General features: G+C 70.0%; 15 protein-coding genes. 5 read left to right on the top strand and 10 right to left on the bottom strand.

What is annotated here, in order from left to right:
• Window positions 1-918, bottom strand: coding sequence for an SDR family NAD(P)-dependent oxidoreductase (locus tag EL338_RS20670; protein WP_126335456.1), 918 nt, complete (start codon window positions 916-918; stop codon window positions 1-3).
• 52 nt (window positions 919-970) lie between these two features.
• Here EL338_RS20670 and EL338_RS20665 point away from each other — a divergent pair, with 52 nt between their 5' ends.
• From EL338_RS20665 to EL338_RS20645, 5 genes are read left to right on the top strand one after another with little or no spacing between them, the layout of a single operon-like run.
• Entirely contained in the window at window positions 971-1447 is a 477-nt protein-coding gene (locus tag EL338_RS20665) for a PH domain-containing protein (protein WP_126336996.1), read from the top strand.
• Window positions 1444-2895: a PH domain-containing protein gene (locus tag EL338_RS20660; protein WP_126335455.1), complete on the top strand. Its 1452-nt coding sequence runs from the start codon at window positions 1444-1446 to the stop codon at window positions 2893-2895. Before EL338_RS20665 ends, EL338_RS20660 begins: the two co-directional genes overlap by 4 nt.
• A 32-nt stretch (window positions 2896-2927) precedes the next feature.
• The gene (locus tag EL338_RS20655) at window positions 2928-3743 is read left to right on the top strand and encodes an HAD-IIA family hydrolase (RefSeq protein WP_126335454.1); all 816 of its coding nucleotides are present in this window, start codon (window positions 2928-2930) and stop codon (window positions 3741-3743) included.
• Between the two features lie 52 nt (window positions 3744-3795).
• Window positions 3796-4293, top strand: a complete 498-nt coding sequence (locus EL338_RS20650; protein WP_126335453.1) for an SRPBCC family protein — start codon at window positions 3796-3798, stop codon at window positions 4291-4293.
• Between the two features lie 39 nt (window positions 4294-4332).
• On the top strand, window positions 4333-5151 hold the full coding sequence (locus tag EL338_RS20645; protein ID WP_126335452.1) for an adenylate/guanylate cyclase domain-containing protein: 819 nt from the start codon (window positions 4333-4335) through the stop codon (window positions 5149-5151).
• A gap of 89 nt (window positions 5152-5240) precedes the next feature.
• Here the strand turns inward: EL338_RS20645 and EL338_RS20640 are convergent, their stop codons facing one another.
• The 9 genes from EL338_RS20640 to EL338_RS20595 all read right to left on the bottom strand — a co-directional run bounded on the left by EL338_RS20640 (window position 5241) and on the right by EL338_RS20595 (window position 14709).
• Complete coding sequence (locus EL338_RS20640) at window positions 5241-5591, bottom strand: type II toxin-antitoxin system PemK/MazF family toxin (protein WP_126335451.1); 351 nt, start codon at window positions 5589-5591, stop codon at window positions 5241-5243.
• Entirely contained in the window at window positions 5578-5814 is a 237-nt protein-coding gene (locus EL338_RS20635; RefSeq protein ID WP_126335450.1) for an antitoxin, read from the bottom strand. The genes EL338_RS20640 and EL338_RS20635 overlap by 14 nt, the downstream gene beginning before the upstream one ends.
• Before the next feature lie 599 nt (window positions 5815-6413).
• Window positions 6414-8114 (bottom strand): DEAD/DEAH box helicase, encoded by a 1701-nt coding sequence (locus EL338_RS20625; RefSeq protein ID WP_126335449.1) that lies wholly within the window; start codon window positions 8112-8114, stop codon window positions 6414-6416.
• A gap of 134 nt (window positions 8115-8248) precedes the next feature.
• Window positions 8249-8755, bottom strand: a complete 507-nt coding sequence (locus tag EL338_RS20620; RefSeq protein WP_126335448.1) for a cupin domain-containing protein — start codon at window positions 8753-8755, stop codon at window positions 8249-8251.
• 28 nt (window positions 8756-8783) lie between these two features.
• Entirely contained in the window at window positions 8784-9101 is a 318-nt protein-coding gene (locus EL338_RS20615; RefSeq protein WP_126335447.1) for a WhiB family transcriptional regulator, read from the bottom strand.
• 1 nt (window position 9102) lies between these two features.
• On the bottom strand, window positions 9103-11604 hold the full coding sequence (locus EL338_RS20610; RefSeq protein ID WP_126335446.1) for an ATP-binding cassette domain-containing protein: 2502 nt from the start codon (window positions 11602-11604) through the stop codon (window positions 9103-9105).
• A 62-nt stretch (window positions 11605-11666) separates the two neighbouring features.
• Window positions 11667-12830 carry a substrate-binding domain-containing protein gene (locus EL338_RS20605; RefSeq protein ID WP_126335445.1) on the bottom strand — a complete coding sequence of 388 codons (1164 nt, stop codon included), beginning with the start codon at window positions 12828-12830 and terminating at the stop codon, window positions 11667-11669.
• A gap of 17 nt (window positions 12831-12847) precedes the next feature.
• A complete protein-coding gene (locus EL338_RS20600) occupies window positions 12848-13873 on the bottom strand; it encodes an ABC transporter permease (protein WP_126335444.1) in 1026 nt (341 codons plus the stop codon).
• Between the two features lie 35 nt (window positions 13874-13908).
• Window positions 13909-14709, bottom strand: coding sequence for an SDR family NAD(P)-dependent oxidoreductase (locus EL338_RS20595; RefSeq protein WP_126335443.1), 801 nt, complete (start codon window positions 14707-14709; stop codon window positions 13909-13911).
• Between the last annotated feature and the right edge of the window lie 111 nt (window positions 14710-14820).

Below are 14820 nucleotides of genomic sequence, written 5' to 3'. Positions count from 1 at the left end.
TCAGATGTCGAACTTCACGCCGGTCAGTTCCTCGGAGACGGTCCACAGCCGCTCCTGGACCGCCACGTCGTGGGACTGCTTGCTGGACCGCACCAGCACCGGGTAGCCGCGCAGTTCGCGGAAGCCGGCCGGGCCGTAGTACTGGCCGCCGGTGACCGCGGCGTCGGTGGCCGCCCGCAGCGTCGCCAGCGCGCCGCGGGCCGGGCTGTTGGTGACCAGTCCGGCGACCTGGCTGAACCCGGGCAGGCTGCTGCCGGGGATGTGGCGCATGAGTTCGGTGTTGGAGATGCCGGGGTGCGCGGCGACCGCGATGGTGGGCGCACCCGCGGCGGCCAGGCGGCGCTGCAGTTCGTAGGCGAACATCAGGTTGGCCAGCTTCGACTGGCCGTAGGCGGCCACCCGGTTGTAGCTGCGTTCCCACTGCAGGTCATCGAAGCGGATGCCGGCCTGGATGTTGTGCGCGATGCTGGTGACCACCACCACCCGCGAACCCTCGACGTTGCGGAGGCGGTCGAGCAGCAGGCCCGTCAGCGCGAAATGACCGAGATGATTGGTGCCGAACTGCAATTCGAAGCCGTCGGCGGTGGTCTGCTTCGGCGGGTACATCACCCCGCCGTTGTTGATCAGCAGGTCGATGCGCGGATGGGCGGCCCCCAGTTCGGCGGCGGCGGTGCGCACCGACTGCAGCGAACCCAGATCCAGGGCCTGCACGCGGACGTCGGCGCGCGGGGTCAGACCGAGGATCTTCGCGGCCGCGGCGTTGCCCTTCTCCACGTTGCGCACGGCGAGTACCACCGTGGCGCCGCGGGCGGCGAGCACGCGCGCGGTCTCGTACCCCAGGCCGGTGTTGGAGCCGGTCACGATCGCGACGCGTCCGGATTGGTCGGGAACCTGTGCTTCGGTCCATTTCTGGCTCATGGATAGAACATACGTGGGGCATGCTCTAGTCATGGGTGCACCACTGCAGATGATGAGAGATCCGGCGTATCCGCCCAGCCGCAGCGCACCGGTGGTGTGGGCGCTGGGCGCGGCGATTCCCTGGCTGATCTTCGCGTTCGCGCAGTTGATCTGGTTCGTCCTCGACGGCCGGTGGCTGTGGCTGCACGGGCTCGCCGCGCTGTTCACCGTGGTGGGCGCGGTGATCTCGGTGGTGGTCGCGCCGCTGTGGCGCTATCGCGTGCACCGGTGGGAGATCAGCCCGCAGGCGGTGTACACCCGCACGGGTTGGCTCACCCAGGAGCGCCGCATCGCGCCGATCTCGCGGGTGCAGACCGTCGACACCTACCGCGGCCCGCTGGACCGGTTGTTCGGCCTGGCCAACGTGACGGTGACGACGGCGTCGTCGGCCGGCGCGGTGCACATCGTCGCGCTGGACGCCCCGGTGGCCGACCAGGTGGTGGCCCAGCTGACCGACATCGCCGCCCTCGGCACGCACGATGCGACATGAACCCGACTGATTGGCAACGGCTTTCGCCGCGCATGCTGCTGGTGCACCCGGTGCACGAGCTGCTCCGGCAGATCCCACTGCTGATCGGCTCGATCGTGCTGGGCTCGGCCACCGAGAACCCGGTGTGGCTGCTGCTGGGCGTCGGCGTCATCGTCAGCCTGGGCCTGGCGCGCTGGTTCACCACCACCTACCGCATCGACGAGCACGACGTCTCGCTGCGCACCGGCGTGCTGCAACGCAACTCGCTGTCGGTGCCGCGCAACCGGATTCGCTCGGTACAGACCGAGGCGCGGCTGCTGCACCGGCTGCTGGGCCTGACCGTGCTGCGGGTCAGCACCGGCCAGGAAGCCCGCGGCGACAACGCCTTCGAACTGGATGCGGTGGAAACCCAGCAGGTCGAGCGGCTGCGCGCGGTGCTGCTGGCCGACGCCGTGCAGGCCGACCCGGGGCGGCCCGCCGCGGCCGAGACGGTGCTGGCCTCCTGGAAGCCGGCGTGGCTGCGCTACAGCCCGCTGAGCTGGTCCGGGCTGCTCACCATCGCGGCCGGGTTCGGGCTGATCTACCAGGCCGGGTTCGGCGCCGCGCTGCAGGAATCCACGGCGGTGCAGACCGGGCTCGACGCCGCCGAGCGGATCGGCGCAGCGGCCACCGTCGCGGTCGTGGTCGGCGTCGTCGTGCTGGCCTCGGTGGTACTCGCCGTCGGCCGGTCGCTGCTGACCTACGGCAACCTGGTGCTCACCCACCGCGTCGACACGCTGCACCTGACGCACGGTCTGGTGCGGGTCCGCGAGCACACCTACGACCTGCGCCGCCTACGCGGCGGCACGCTGCGCGAACCGCTGCTGGTGCGGTTGATGGGTGGGGCCCGGTTGGACGCGGTGATGACCGGTGTGGCCGGGGTGGGGGAGTCGTCGTTGCTGCTGCCGCCGTGCCCGGCCGAGACCGCGCAGCGGGTGCTCACCGGTCTGGTCGGCCGCGGCGACGTGGTGACGGGCCCGTTGGTGGCGCACGGCCCGGCGGCGGTGCGGCGCCGGTGGTTTCGGGCGTTGGTCGTTCCCGTCGTCGCCGGGGTGGCGCTCGCGGTGTGCGCCGGGTGGGTCGGGGTGCCGGGCTGGGTGTGGCCGCTGTGGGTCGCCTTCGGCGGGCTCAGCGTCTGGCTGGCGATCGACCGGGTGCGGGCGCTGGGGCACCGCGTCGACGACCGGTGGCTGGTGGCGCGCAGCGGCAGCGTCGAGCGGCGCCGGGACTGCGTGCAGACCGCGGGCATCATCGGCTGGACGGTGCGGCAGACGTACTTTCAGCGCCGGGCCGGGGTGGCGACCCTGGTCGCGGCGACTGCGGCCGGCACCAAGCGCTACGTGGTGGTCGACGTGCCCGCCGAGTGGGCGTGGACCGTGGCCGCGACGGCGTCGCCGTGGGTGGCCCGCAGTGTGTGGGCGCACACATAGCTGCCGGGCGCCGCAGCCCCTAGGGTCGCAGCATGGCGATCGGCGGAGTGCTCTTTGACATCGACGGTGTGCTGGTCACGTCGTGGCGGCCGATCGAGGGCGCCGCGGAAACCCTGCGGACCCTGGCGGATCGGCAGATCGCGCGGTCGTACCTGACCAACACCACCACCCGCACCCGGGTCCAGATCGCCGACCTGCTCACCGAGGCGGGCATGCCCGTCGGGCCCGACGACGTCGTCACCGCCGCCGTGCTGACTGCCGACTTCGTCCGTAATCGGTACCCGGACGCGCGATGTTTCCTGGTCAACAGCGGCGACATCGCCGACGACATGCCGGGGCTGGACATCGTCTCCTCGGTGGACGCCCGGGGCGGGCCGATGCCCGAGACCCCCGATGTGGTGCTGCTCGGCGGGGCCGGACCCGAGTACGACCACGTCACGCTGTCGTGGGTGTACGACTGGATGGCGCAGGGGGTGCCGGTGGTTGCGATGCATCGCAGCACGTCGTGGGAAGCCAGCGACGGGTTGCGGATCGACACGGGCATGTACCTGCTGGGGATGGAGGAGGTCAGCGGGCGCAAGGCGATCGCCGTCGGCAAGCCCGCCCCCGAGGGTTTCCTCTCCGCGGCCGCGCGCCTCGGCGTCGAACCCGACGAGATGTACATCGTCGGCGACGACCTGAACAACGACGTGCTGGCCGGGCAGGTGGTCGGGATGACCGGGGTGTTGGTGCGGACGGGCAAGTTCCGCCAGGACACCCTGGACCGGTGGGCTGCCGACGAATTCGCGATGCAGCCCAACCACGTCGTCGACTCGGTGGCCGACCTGCCGGAGTTGCTCGGCCTGTAGGAATTCTCGGCGCGGTCGATGAGTTCCGGTGCGCCCCGGAGTCAGTACGGGCATGACCAATGAAACAGTGAGCACGACCCGCACGATCGAGGCCGATGCGGCGGCGGTGTTCGGCGTCCTCGTCGACCCGTCCACACATGCCACGATCGACGGCACCGGGTGGGTGCGGGAGTCGTTGGACGATGTCCGCCTGACCGAGGCCGGCCAGATCTTCCGGGTGGTGGTGGGCCACGACAATCCCTCCGACGGACGCTTCGAAACGGCGAACCGGGTGGAAGTCTTCGCTGCGCCCGATGCCATCGCGTGGCGGCCGGGCGAGATGCAGGAGGACGGCAGCTTTGTGTGTGGCGGCTGGATCTGGCGCTACGACCTGGCGCCCTCGGGCCCCACGGCGACGGCAGTCACGCTGTCTTATGACTGGTCGGAGGTCTCGACGGAGCTCCGAGAGAAGATCGGCTTCCCGCCGGTCAGCGCCGAACCGCCGTTCGGACTCCAACACCTCGAGAACTCGCTGCGGAATCTGGCCGACCTCGCCGAGGCGCGCGTCTAGCGCGGTCACCGCCCCTGGCCCACCCATTATGGTCGACCGATGGACTTGGTGGTGGCCGCGGCGGTGGGAATTGTCGCGCTTGCCGCGATCATCACGTTGACGGTGCTGCTGATCGTGTCCCGCCGGCAATTGGGAGCGGCCCGGCAGGAAGTCGAACGCCTGCGGGAGGAACAGGGCCGCCGTCGCCGTCGGCGCGGTGTTGCACCGTTGGCGATCAAGACCGTCTGGCAGACCGCGGATTCCCTGTTGAACAAGGGGATTGGCGCCACGGTGCGCAACTCGATCGAGGATCTCGCCGGCTGGGCGCAGGTCGAGCGGCCGGATCTGGCGCGGCTGACCGCCGACGGGGACGTCGTCATCGCCTTCTCCGATATCGAGGGTTCGACCGAACTCAACGAGTCGCTGGGGGATCGCGAGTGGATCAAGGTGCTCGAGCGGCACAACAAGCTCGTCGGCAAGCTGGTATCCGAGCACGGCGGGCATGTCGTCAAGAACCAGGGCGACGGATTCATGATCGCCTTCGGGTCCGCCGCCCAGGCGGTGCTGTGCAGTATGGCGATCCAGCGGGCGCTGGCGGAGCGGGCCGAGCGGCATCGATCCATCCGGGTGCGAATCGGTATCCACCTGGGCAGTTCGGTGCGCCGTGGTGACGACCTGTTCGGCAGGAACGTGGCGATCGCCGCGCGCGTCGCCGACCAGGCCGCCGGTGGCGAGGTCCTCATCACCGATGCGGTCCGAACCGCGCTGGACACCGCGGACGTGGAGTTCGGCCCGCCCCGCGAGGTCGACCTGAAGGGGATTCGCGGTAGCCACCAACTCTTTCCGGTGCGTTGGGCCGAGCAGGTCAGTCAGGGGTAGGCCCTACTTCGGTAGGCCCCATTTCGCCGAGGGTGCATCGAGTGCACGTTTTCGGGGCGCTTTATGTACACCGGATGCGAGCTCGCCGGTCAGAGATCCAAGATCATCTTCAACGCGCGGTCCACCTGGCCCATCGTTGACTCCGAGAGCGTTCCGAGTCGACGCACCAACCTGGCGCGGGCCACGCCGCGGACCGCGCGACAGACCGCGACACTGTCGGCGTCCACCCCGTCCGCCGCGGTCAGCGTCGGCCGCAACGGAGTCGCGACCCGTGAACTCGACACCGGTACGACCACAACAAGTTCGGCAGCCTCACCGGTCAACAGCTGCTCCGTCGAAACGATGACGGCCGGGCGGTGTTTGCCCGGTTCCCCCGGCCGGGCTGCGCCCAGTGCAACGAGCCACAGCTGGCCTCGCCGGGGATCCTCAGTCGAGGCCATCGGCATCCGCCTGAGCCCAGTCACGCTCCTCGTCGGCCACGTTCGGGTCGTCGGCCTCGGCCAACGTCGCTGCCCGTTCGGCGGCAAACGCGGCCTCGCGCTCAGCTCGAGCGCTCCATTCCTCCAGCAGTGACGCCACGCTCACGCCACGCTCACGCGCTTGCGCCGCGAGTCGATCGCGCACGGTCACCGGCACCCGGATCGTAGTTGTTGCGGTAGCCATACCGAGATGCTATTTAGGTAGATAAATTTTGTCTACCTGTCGGCGATGCCGCGCACACCTACCGGGTGGGCCTGAACGCGACGCGACTGCTGTACGCCTTCGGCGACGTGGTGGTCGGCTGGCTGCTGCTGCGGGGCGGACTTCGTGATGGAGTTGGACGAAGCGGCCTTCTGAGGCCCAACGCTTCACGCGCTTACGCCGAGGTTCGCAGTCATCAGGTGGCTGCGAACCTCGGCGTAAGCCGTCGTCGGGCTGCGAGGTCGAGGCGGTCGAACGCACACCCCGGCCCGCAGGCACGGCCGTCGACTGCGATGCCGACGCGAGATCACCCCGCCCTGCAGGTGCAGAACCTCGTCGATGCCCACGGGTTCGGTCCTGACGAAGCAGGTGTGGGGTTACCAGTGCCCGGCGGCGATCTGTGGGCAACCGTTTATGCCGAGGTCTGCAGCCACCCGGTGACTGCGATCCTCGGCCTTGAGGTCACTTACGCACGATGCACAGGGCGTCGACCGCGACAAGCCCGTTCTCGGTCACCAGAAGTGGGTTGACGTCCAGGGACTCGATCCAGTCCCGGCCCGCGGCGGCCAGCCGGCCGAACCTCAGAGCTCGCGGTGCAACACCCGCACGGCCTCGATGCGGGCCTGCAACTGATCGCGGGTGGCCGCGGCCACGGGCGGGCCGCCGCAGCGGCGCCGCAGCTCGTTGTGGATCCAACCGTGCGGCTTGCCCGACTTGTGATGCGTGGCCGACACCAGCGCGTTGAGTTCGCGCCGCAGCTCGCGCAGCTGGCCGTGCGTCGAGGCCACCTTGGGCAGTTCGCCGGAGGCCGTCCGCTTCTGCAGCTGCTCGTCCTGACGCCGGTTCAGCAGGTCGCGCATCTGGTTGGCGTCCAACAGCCCGGGGATGCCCAGGTAGTCGGCTTCCTCCTCGCTGCCCGCCGGGGTCGCGGTCCCGAACGACGAACCGTCGAAGATCACCTGATCCAACTCGGCCTCGGCGCCCAGGGACTCGAAACCGTTGTCGAGTTCGCCGGGCTCGTCCTTGCGCTGTTCGCGCAGCTCGGCGTCCAGCGGGTCCTCGTCCTGGTTCTCCCGGTGCGGCTTGCCCAGGACGTGGTTGCGTTGCTCCTCGAGCTCGCTGGCGAGCTGCAGCAGGTTCGGCACCGAGGGCAGGAAGATGCTCGCGGTCTCGCCCGGGCGCCGCGACCGCACGAACCGGCCGATCGCCTGGGCGAAGAACAGCGGGGTCGAGGCGCTGGTGGCGTACACGCCGACGGCCAGCCGCGGCACGTCGACCCCCTCGGAGACCATCCGCACCGCGACCAGCCACCGCGACGTCGACTCCGAGAACTGGCTGATGCGGTCCGAGGAACCCGGGTCATCGGAAAGCACCAGCGTGGGCGCCTCGCCGGTGATCTTGTGCAGCAGCTCGGCGTAGGCGCGCGCGGCGGTCTGATCCGAGGCGATGATCATGCCGCCGGCGTCGGGGACGTGGGCACGCTTCTGCTGCAGCCGCTTGTCGGCGGCGGCGATGACGGCGGGCATCCACTCGCCGGCCGGGTTCAGCGCGGTGCGCCAGGCCCGTGCCGTCTGCTCGGCGGTGAGCGGTTCACCGAGTCGCGCAGCATGTTCCTCGCCCGCGCTGTCGCGCCACCGGGCCTCGCCCGAGTACGCCATGAACACCACCGGCCGCACGACGCCGTCGGCCAGCGCGTCGGCGTAACCGTAGACATGGTCGGCCACCGAACGCTGGAAGCCGGCGGGGTCGGGTTCGTACTTCACGAACGGGATGGGGCTGTCGTCGCTGCGGAACGGCGTCCCGGTCAGGGACAGCCGCCGCGTCGCATCGTCGAAGGCCTCGCGCATGGCCTCGCCCCAGCTCTTGGCGTCACCGCCGTGGTGGATCTCGTCGAAGACCACCATCGTCTTGCGGTTCTCGGTGCGGACGCGGTGCCGGGTCGGGTGGCTGGCCACCTGCGCGTAGGTGACGACGACGCCGTGGTATTCCGAGGACGTCTGCGCCGAGGAGTTGCTGAACCGCGGATCCAGGGCAATGCCCATCCGGGCGGCGGCGTTGGCCCACTGGATCTTGAGATGCTCGGTGGGGACGACGATGGTGACGGTGTCCACGGTGCGTTCGGCCAGCAGTTCGGCGACGATCCGCAGGGCAAAGGTGGTCTTGCCGGCCCCGGGGGTGGCCACAGCCAGAAAGTCCCGCGGCTTCGCTGCCAGGTATTTCACCAAAGCTCGTCGTTGCCAGCCCCGCAAAGCCTGGGTGCTGGGCGCTGCGTCAGCCCGCACCCGATGACTCCTCTCTGGAACGGAATGCAGCCTAATGCAATGGCTTCAGGCGGGGTATTCGGCCGCGGCGTGTCGAGGGCGCGTGTCGGGATCGACTTGGCGGAAGGCCCGGTGAGCGTGGTTGCTGCGGACCGTCAGACGAAGAAGTTGTCGTTGTCGATGAACCACTGGGTGCGTTCCTCATCGGTCAGCTCGCCGAGCCGGGCCAGTCCCTCGAAGTAGTGCTCACGAGGCGCCCCGGGGGCGAACAGCATGAGCATCGACGCCGGCGCGTCGGCCTCATTGCCGAAGCCGTGGATGCCGCCCGGCGGCACGTAGAGGAAGTCGTGCGGTCCGGCGGTGGTCCAGTGGGTGCCGTCGTAGATGCGCACCGAACCGGACAGGACGAAGAACGCCTCCGACATCGCGCGGTGGAAATGCGGCCCGGGTCCACCCGCCTGCGGCGCGAGGTCGACGCGGTAGAGGCCGTAATCGCCGTCGGTCTGCTGTTGGTCGGCCAGGTAGTGGTAGCGGACCTGACCCGGCGCCTCGTAGTCGGCGGCGTCGTCCGCGCGCCGGACCCAGGCGCTGGCCTCGGGCCGGTCCTTGGTGTACCGGGCCGACGGGTAGGGCGGTACGTCCCTGAGATTCCAGAACGACATCTTCGCCAGCCTACGGACCGGGCGCGGCTCAGGACGGGGTGTGCGCGCGGTGGGTGCGCAGGTTCACCGCCCGCGCGGGCAGCAGCTGGCTGCGCTCCTCCTCGGTCAGCCCACCCCAGACGCCGAATGGCTCCTGGAAGGCCAGGGAGTGCTCCCGACAGCGCAACATCACCGGGCATTCGGCGCACACCCGCTTGGCCTCCTGCTGGCGGCGCCGCCGGGCCCGGCCGCGTTCTCCATCGGGATGGAAGAAGATCGACGGATCCCGCTGGCGGCACAGGGCCTCCACGCGCCAGTCCCACGCCTCGGGGCTGAACACCGGCGGCTCGGTCAGCAACGACGCCATGTCAGGACCCGGCGCCCGCGGTCCTGCGCTGCACCCGCGCATACGCCGCGGTGGCGCCCAGGGCCATCAGACCCACCAGCAGGTACTGCCACGCCTGCGACAGCTCGAGGAAGATGGTCGCGTTGCTGATCACCTGCAGCAGCAGCACACCGAACAGCACGCCGATGAAGCTGCCGCGCCCACCGAAGATCGACGCGCCGCCGAGGACGACCGCGGTGATGGCCGCCAGCGTGTAGCTGATGCCGGCGGTGGGATCGCCCACCCCGATCTGGGCCATCAGGAGCAACGCGCCGACCGCCGTCAGCAGCGAACAGGCCAGGTAGGCGATCATCTGCACCGCGTCGACACCCACGCCGCGCTTGCGGGCGGCCGCCTCGTCGGATCCGGATGCGCGCAACCGCAGCCCGAAAGAGGTTCGACGGGAGGCGAATTCGAGGCCGACGAGCACGATGACGCCAACGATGACGGCAATGGGGAACGGGCCGACGCGGGTGCTGATGGCCTCCACCACGTCAAGCGCGATGATGCCGCCCGGCGCGTCGCGCCACACCAGCGACAGGCCCTGCAGACCGGTGTAGGTGATGAGCGTGGCCACCACGGGGACCACCTTGGAATATCGGACCATGGCGCCGTTGGCGGCGCCGACCCCGGCGGCCAGGACGAACATCAGGACGAATCCCAGTATCCACCAACCGAATCCGTAGCCCTCGACGATGAAGAAGGACGCGACCACCACCAGCGTTCCGCTCAGCGGGCCCACGGACAGGTCGATCCCGCCGGTCAGCATGACGACCAGCTGCCCGGCCGCGAGGAACAGCACCGGGGCCATGAGCATCAACAGATTGGCGATGTTGAACTCGGACAGGAAGCGGCCGTTGACGGCGGTGGTGAGGGCGCCGAGGGCCAGGATTGCGGCCAGCAGCACCAGACTCGGCGACTGCTGGCTGGCGAGCAGACGCTGCCAGCGGCTGGGTTTGCCGACCCGCGGGGCAGTGACGGCCCCGGCCTCCTCGTCGGCGCGACCGGCGGTCAGCGAGGCCTCGGTGATGGCGTGCTCGGTGACCTCGTCGCCCACCAGTTCCTTGACGACTCGGCCGCGGGAGAACACCAGCACGCGGTCGCACAGGCCGGCGAGTTCGACGTCGTCGGAGCTGAGCACCACGACGGGGGTGCCGGACTCGGCGACGTCGCGCAGCCGGTGGTAGATCTCCGAGCGCACGCCGACGTCGATGCCCTGGGTGGGCTCGTCGCACAGCAGCAGTTCCGGCGACGAGAGCAGCGCCCGGCCCAGCACGACCTTCTGTTGGTTGCCGCCGGACAGGGTGCCCACCTCGGTGTCGATGGTGGCGGTCTTGACGCCGAGTTCGTCGACCTGTTCGTGCGCCAGCGAGCGCTCGATGCTCGGCGAGACGAAGCCTGCGCGGGACACCCGGTGCAGCGCGACCAGCGAAAGGTTCTCGCGCACCGACAGAATGGGGGAGATGCCCTCGATGCCGCGTTCCTGCGGCATCAGGATGATGCCCTTGTCGCGGGCGGCGCGCGGCGACGACAGGCGCAGCTTGCCGCCGCCGACGGAGACCTCGCCGTGGCAGGCCGTGGCGCCGCCGAGGGCACGGATGAACTCGCGCTGACCGTTGCCCTCGACACCGGCCAGACCCAGGATCTCGTGGCGCCGGATGGTGGTGGTGACGCCGGGTGCGTCGGCGGCCCCGAAATCCGAGACGACGACGGCCGGTTCGCCCAGATCGTCGGAGCGGTCCGGGAACAGCGCCTCCACCGTGCGTCCCGCGATCAGCGTGACGATCTCTTCCTCGGTGGTGTCGGCGGCGTCGAACTGACCGCGAATTCGCCCGTCCCGCAACACCGTGATGCGGTCGGCGAGGGCGAAGACGTCGGGCAGGCGGTGGCTGATGTAGATGACGGCCACGCCGGCCGCGGACAGCTCGCGGATCAGCTCGAAGAGGCGGGCGGTCTCCGCGGCGGCGAACGGTTCGGTCGGCTCGTCGAGGATCAGCACGCTCGGATTGCAGGCGAGCGCGCCACAGATCTCGATGGCCTGCTTCTCGGCCAGTCCGAGCTGACCCGCCGGCACGGTCGGATCGATGGGAATGCCCATCGGCGTGAGCTTTTCGGCGGCCCACGCGTCGACCTCGCGCAGCGGTGGGCGCAGGCTGGGCGGCACCGCCAGGGCCAGGTTCTCGGCCACCGTCAGATCGGGCAGGATCGCCGGGATCTGGTAGGCGATGGCCAGGCCGGCTTCCTTGGCCGCCAACGGTGAGGCCGAGGTCAGCTCGTCGGCACCGATGCGCACGGTGCCGCGGTCGGGGGACAGCGCACCGGAGGCGACCGCCATCAGCGTCGACTTGCCGGCGCCGTTGCCGCCGACCAGCGCGTGGACCTCGCCGGGGACGGCCTCGAAGCTCACGTCGTCCAGTGCGGTGACGCCGGGGAACGTCTTGGTGATGCCGGCGACCGACAGTCCGCGCCGGGAGGTGGGTGCCATGGATGTGGATGCCACAGTGGTGGGCCCTTCGTCGGTGTGGCTGACTGCGGGGGAGTGGGGGGTCATCGGTAGATCTCCGCGAGCTGCTCGGTGCTCAGCTCGGCCGAGGTGACCGCGCTGCTGGGCAGGTTGCGATCACATTCCGGGGGCAGATTCGGGTCCAGCGAGTCCCAGACGATCGGCACGTTGACGATGTCGGGTTCGGGCTCCGGGATGTCCTGGGCGGCGGCGACGGCCTTGCGCAGCGCGAGGCGCACGATCCAGGTCCGGGACGTCACGGCGACGATCTGGAACTGCGGCTGGGCCGCCTTGTTGTCGACGTAGGCGCAGGCAAATCCGTTGTTGTCGTTGGCCGTCCACACCGGCAGCGGTCGGCCGGCCTGCAGGAAGGCCCGGATCCCGCCCAGCGAACCGTCGCCGGAGTCGGTGATGACGGCGTCGATCTTGGGGTACTTGGCCAGCAGGCCCGAGGTGACGCGCTGGGTCTGCGCGGGGTTCCAGCCGGTGTCGATCGGGGTGCCGGGGTCGTTGAGCAGCGTCACGTTGGCGCAGTCGGGGTTACCGGCGAGCTCGTCCTCGATGCCGTGGATCTCGCTGAGGCTCTGCGCATTTCCCGGTGTGCCGCCGAGGAAGACGGCGTTGCCGCCGGCGGGGCCCAAGGCGTTGCACACCCACTGCGCCCACATCGCGCCGTCGGTCACCGTGTTGTGGCCGACGAACGTTGTGTAGTCGACGCCGGGGGTGCCGCCCGGGCTGGCGGTGTAGGGGACCACGGCCACCCCGGCCTCGAAGGCCTCGCGCAGGGTGGGGAGCAGGGCGGGGCCCGCGTCGGGGAACACGACGAGCGCCTCGACGCCGAGCGCGACGAGGGCCTTGATGTCGCTGATCGCCTTCTGCGGGTTGTTCTGCCCGTCCGCATACGGAAGCACCTCGAGGTTCGGGCACTTGGCGGCCTCGTCCTCGAACTCGGCGCGCGCGGTCTTACGGAAGGCGTTGTCGCCCACACCGTCGGCGAGCGCGACCTTGATGGGGCGGTCGCCGCAGAATTCGGTGATGGGCCGCAGTTCGTCGACCGCACCGCTGAGTTCGGGGTCCAGGTAGACGGGGTCGACCTCGAACGCCGCGGGTTCGCTGAACGGTCCGCCGGCGCACGACGTCAGCGACAGGGCCAGCAGCGCCGCCGCCGGGGCGGCCAGCATTCGTGCCGAGATAAAACGGCTGAGCACGTTGATTCTCCTGGGGGTCAAGACTTCTGGGTCTGGGAGTCGGGGCGGAGCCGGACGAATCGGCGCCAGTCCACGCCGCGCAGGATGATCGCGGCGGCCAGCACGAGGGCCTGGATCAGCAACTGCATGGCGGTCGACGCGCCGGCGGCCAACACCACCTGTCCGAGTTGGGTGAGGAACAGCGCGGCGACGGCGGTGGCGATGATCGACGAGATCCCGCCGCGCAGCAGCGTGCCGCCGAGCACCACCGCGGCGATGGTGGTCAGCTGGTAGCTCTGCCCCAGCTGCAGGTCCGGGGTCCGCAGATAGGCCGCGAGCAACATGCCGGCCGTCGCGTAGGCGATCCCGGCCAGTACGTAGGCCATCACACCGTGCGTGGAGGTGCGGATGCCGGCGATGCGCGCGGCCGGCACCCCGGCGCCCACGGCGATGAAGCGCCGCCCGGCCACGCTCTGCTTGAGCACCACGTGGGCCACGACCACCAGCACGACCGCCAGTAGGAACAACGTCGGGATGCCGCCCACCGAGCTCACCGCGAAGGCGCTCACGGCCGGGTCGGCGGTGCCAGGGAAGCCGCCGGAGAGCACCAGCACCACGCCGGTCAGCAGCGAGTTCACCGCCAGCGAGGCGACGAAGGCGGCCACCGAGAACCACACCACCGCGAGGCCGATCACCAGCCCGGACAGCGCGCCGGCGGCGATGCCCAGCAGCACGCACATCAGCGTGGACATCCCGGTGCCCTGGGCCAGCTTGGTGACGCACACCGCGGCGATCGCCATCACGCCCGGCACCGACAGGTCGATGCCGCCGTGGGTGATGACCAGCGTCTGGCCCAGCGCGGCGATGGCCATCACGCCGGCGAAGGGCAGCATCGCGGTCAGCGCCGAGGCCGTCATGCTGCCGGGCGCGATCAGCGGGCTGATCACGAAGACGGCGACCGCGAGCAGCCAGATCGGCATGAACCGGTCGGTGCGGATTCGCTGTAGGAGGGTGGTGTGGCCGGTCTGCGGCCGGGTGTCCGTCTCGGACGTCAGAGCTGACATGGTCGAGTTCCTCGAGTTCGGGGGGCGGGTTCGGCTCAGACGCTGGTGTAGCCGCCGTCGACGGCCAGGGCCGCACCGGTGACGAAGCTGGCGTCGGGGCCGAGCAGAAACGCGATGGTGGACGCCACCTCGGCGGCCTCGGCGACGCGGCCGATGGGATGCGCGGCGTAGAGATCGCGGCGGGCGGCCTCAGGATCGGGTTGCGATCCGAGATAGGTCGCGAGCTGCCGGGTCTCGACGGTGCCCGGGCTCACGACGTTGGCGCGGATGCCGCGCGCGGCGTATTCGACCGCGATCTGCCGGGTCAGTTGGGCGACGGCGCCCTTGGAGGCGCAGTAGGCGGCCTGGTTGGGGAGCGCCACGGTGCCCGAGATCGACGACAGGTTGACGATAGCGCCGGGCCGGCCGGCCTCGACGAGGCGGCGCACGAACTCGCGGCAGAGCAGGAAGACGCCGGTCACGTTGACCGACTGCAGCCGGTTCCAGTCCTCGAGCGTGGTCTCGGTCAACGGTTTGGAGATCATCACCGCGGCGGAGGTGACCAATCCGTCGACGGTGCCAAAGGCCGCATACCCCGCGTCCAGCGAGGTGGCGGCGGCGTCCTCGCCGGAGGCGTCGGCGGTCACGGTGATCGCCTCGGCACCCGCCGCGCGGATGTCCGCGGCGACCCGCTCCAGCTCGTCTTCATCGATGTCGACGAGCACCAACCGGTGTCCGCGCGCGGCGAGCAGGGCCGCCGTGGCCGCGCCGATCCCGCTGGCAGCGCCGGTGATCAGGGTCGTGTTTGTCGTCGTGTCGGTTGTCGTCGAAGCAGTGGTCGAGGCGGTGTCGGTCATCAGCGCGACCGCCCGTCGACACACTGCATGCTGCACGCAGAGTATGCCACGTCACACACATTGACATGCTGCATGCAGCATGTCAATGTGGGCGAAGAACACGAAAAAGGG

This window comes from Mycolicibacterium chitae (assembly GCF_900637205.1).
GTDB classification, from domain to species: Bacteria; Actinomycetota; Actinomycetes; order Mycobacteriales; family Mycobacteriaceae; genus Mycobacterium; species Mycobacterium chitae.
The sequence above is the reverse complement of the archived record's forward strand: the minus strand, read 5'-3'. Positions and strand labels throughout refer to the sequence as shown.